This is a genomic window from Bdellovibrionota bacterium, assembly GCA_035292885.1.
Lineage (GTDB): Bacteria > Bdellovibrionota_G > JALEGL01 > JALEGL01 > DATDPG01 > DATDPG01.
Genome location: DATDPG010000001.1, coordinates 1 through 3,312, shown reverse-complemented (window position 1 = coordinate 3,312; position 3,312 = coordinate 1). Strand labels below are relative to the sequence as shown.

Annotated in this window: 2 protein-coding genes; both read right to left on the bottom strand. The window is 52.5% G+C overall.

The genetic code is table 11. The annotated features are described in order from the left end of the window. Nucleotides 1-2,991: hypothetical protein (locus VI895_00010; GenBank protein HLG18180.1), on the bottom strand; the 2,991-nt coding region annotated here is incomplete at its 3' end. 98 nt (nt 2,992-3,089) lie between these two features. Continuing rightward, on the bottom strand, nt 3,090-3,312 hold a 223-nt coding region (locus VI895_00005; GenBank protein ID HLG18179.1), incomplete at its 5' end, for a hypothetical protein.

The following is a 3,312-nucleotide window of genomic DNA, read 5'->3' as shown; positions in this document are numbered from 1 at the left end:
GGCCATCCATGGCGCGGCGGATGGATCCCGCACAGGCCATCGACCCCGCCTTAGGATTTCTTCCGCCGCATCGGCTGCCGAGGTCTCGATACCGTCGCGGTACTCCGCGAACTCCTGGAAGGTCATGTCACCGCGATCGAGTAATCCGGTTCTTTTTTGCGCATAAAGAAATAATAATTCCTTGAGCGCCGGTTCGCTTCCGTACACGGCGGAGGTGTACAGGATCGGTATTTTTTCTAAGTCGAATGTGGTCATTCGGAGCATCCAGCCGAGCATTCCTTGGATCTGCTTCGAAGAGCCCCAGCGAAGGCGGTTCCTATCGATCGCTTCGGGAAGAACGTGGTACCGCCCGTCGTGCTTAATTACCGCGATCTCCTTCGCTGCCAAGAATTCGGAGTCGATCGAATCTGGTTCAAGAGAAGCATTATCCTTGGCCAAGAATTCGAAGAACGTCATTCTTGAAGCATCTAAAATTTCATACTCCTCGATGATCTTTGAAAACCTCTCGGCTGATAAGGGGCGCTTGACCACGCCTATATCCTCGAACACGGTGATGACCTGCGTTTTATTGTTTTGCAGCAGATATTTCGCATAAGCCTTGAGATGATCCAGATTGTTCAAATCCAATACGTGCGAGTCTTTCCGGAGCTGCACACCCAGAACAAAGCCATTTACCAGCGTCCGGAGCACTTGGAGGTCTGTTGTTCCGCTTAGTGTGCGCAGAGGGATTTCGGAATCCCGCCTTCGGACCGCGCCGGTCGGCACATGTGCCGTCTTTTCGATCTCGCTGATTCGGCCTTCAGGTTCGGTCAGATAGATGATCGTGTCGCGGGTCAGGAGCTCCGTGCCGGGCGTCTCATCGAGTAAAAGGTCTCGGAGTGTTTCGCCGCTGCCTGTGGACTGGGCATAGAGAGGAGGAAGCTTCGGTACAAACGGAGAGTTGTAGGTTCGTGAGACGGTTCCTATGATCGCACCTTCGATCTCCAAGGATGTGCCGGCTCGCGGATCGATCACTTTGATAAGCGGTTCCCAAAAGGCGGCCGGGGCGACTATCATTTTATCGATTACGTCGAAGAGGCGGGTTCCTTGAAAGATCTCCCGCGGCGACAAATGGAAGAGTAATGCTTCTGTTCGCTCTCGGATTGTGTTGACCACAAGATCGACCGCCGCGGCCGTGACCAAGTAATCTTTATGGCGAGGATCGAGAAGTTCTCCCTTTCTAATAAAATCCATCCATTGATTGATCGATTGCCGGACGGTCTCTTGAATGACAGTCTTTACGTAGACGTCGTCTGCATTGGAAAGATAAATGTCCGATTGGCCGGCTACGTCTGGATTCTTAAGGGTCATGCCATCCAGTCCGCCCAGAGTGTCCGGGTCATCTACCCGCAAAACGCGCCCGCTGCGCAGTCCCACGTTGCGTTCCCACTCTTCAAGGTCGTTCCAGGAAACCTTCGTAGCGTTCGGCGGAATGGCGCTCCGTTTCATTCCGATACCGGGCGTTGGTTCTCGACCCTTAGCTGCGGGCGGCGTTTCCATCGAGTCAAGAAACTTGCGCCAAGGTTTCCAATCCGGGCCGGGCTGAAAAGCGTTTTCGATGTGGTTGAGCGCGTTCCTGTCTGCAGGATTGTGAAGATCTGCGATTCGAAAGGTTGCGCCGGGAATGAGGCCGATGTGATTCCCGAGGGCCACTTCAAATTTCCCGAATTCATGTACACGTTTAGGTTCGCCGATCAAAAGGAAGGAACCGCTCTTCCCAAAACGTTTCACGGATTCTCTCGCGTTGATCTCACTTTCGCGAACGATGGACGTAAATGTGTTCCACTCCAAAAACTTATTTAGGACTTGAAGGTTGGCTCCCGTGCCATTGTTGACGAGAACGATCCTTCGGGTAATCGGGTTTGCCTTTCGAAGCTCCTGTAGCCTTGAAAGAAGTTGTAAGGCATAAGGGCACGGTTCCGTTTCCCCTTCATGAAAAAAGCCTCCCTCCAAGAAAAAGACGGCGGTTTTACGAAGTTCGGTCGTTTTGATCTCTTCGGTGGATTCCGTTTCATCGGGATGATGGTCCGTTCGAATGGCGGTCGGAAATTGTTCCGTACTCGGCGGCCAGAGAATACCGGCCAGTGACGAAAATGACTCACCGTCGATAGGATAGTGGTAAAACTTCGGAATATCTTCCGGGCGCATACCCGCGCCGAGGCTCCGGTAGGTCAGACCGATATCCCTCCAGTCGAAGTTTGGATGACTCAGCAACCATGCGTCCAGATCTCGACGTGAAGACTGCGGGAACGCCGCGTCCACGAAGCCTTCCTTTTCCTCTTGAATTTGGTTGATCAGTCTTTCTCGCGTGAGCCAGGCTCTATTGTTCTCGATTATCGCTTCGAGCATCTCGGGAGATGAAAGAGCCCTGTCAATGCGTACAAAGGAAAATCGTTCAGGCCCGAAGTTCAATTGTTTGAGGGTTGTACGCAGGTCGTCCGAAAGAATTTCCGGATCTCCGATAAGAATAAATCTTCCCTTATTGGAATTGAGGATACTTGAGATTGAAGATTGGATGCTTTGCCCGAAACCGAACGGAATGACACCGGCGTCTCTTAAAAACTCGTCTTTCGCAGATCGCGAATACTCGTTCCATAATTCCTGTGGTCCATCCTGAAGAACGAATAGACGAGTCGCGTGGCCACGGCTTCGAGTATCCTCGAAGACCTTAGTCAACATCGTGTCGATTCCCGGATTCACCGGATAGGCGCGACTGGCGACGTAAACGAGTTTACTTTTGGGGTATTGATCGAATCTTTGAGCGCCCGGTGGTCTTAAGAGCAACTGCGGTGGAATTCCCTGTCCGTAAAGACCCCCGACCAGAAGAATTGCGACGCCGGGAGTTGAACTCTGCGCCGCGGACGTGGCGCCGGGTGAAATCCCCACGCACAGTGCGAGCGTTGCGCCAAAAAAGATTCCGAGCCGTTTTCTTAGATACATCCTCAAGATCATTGAGTCTTTTCCGCTCCTACCGCCTCGGTTAGGAAGAGGGAGTTAACACATTGCGCTAGAGTTGGCAATAACGTCTAACCATCTAAAACAATGGCACTTTATCGAATGAATTCCGTGTGCGAATTCGGATTTTGCGCGACCTGGACATGGGCTTCCAGCGGATACCCCCTCCGCTCCCAATATTGTTGGGCCGCGAGAAGTAAGGGAGCCGTGATTTTAGCGAGGAGCTCGGGAACTTGATCGGAGGTGGGATGGAGGCGGGCGAGTTGCTCTTTAAAGGTTTCGATACATTGCCCCGATCGGCAGAGGGGAGCGTTCACT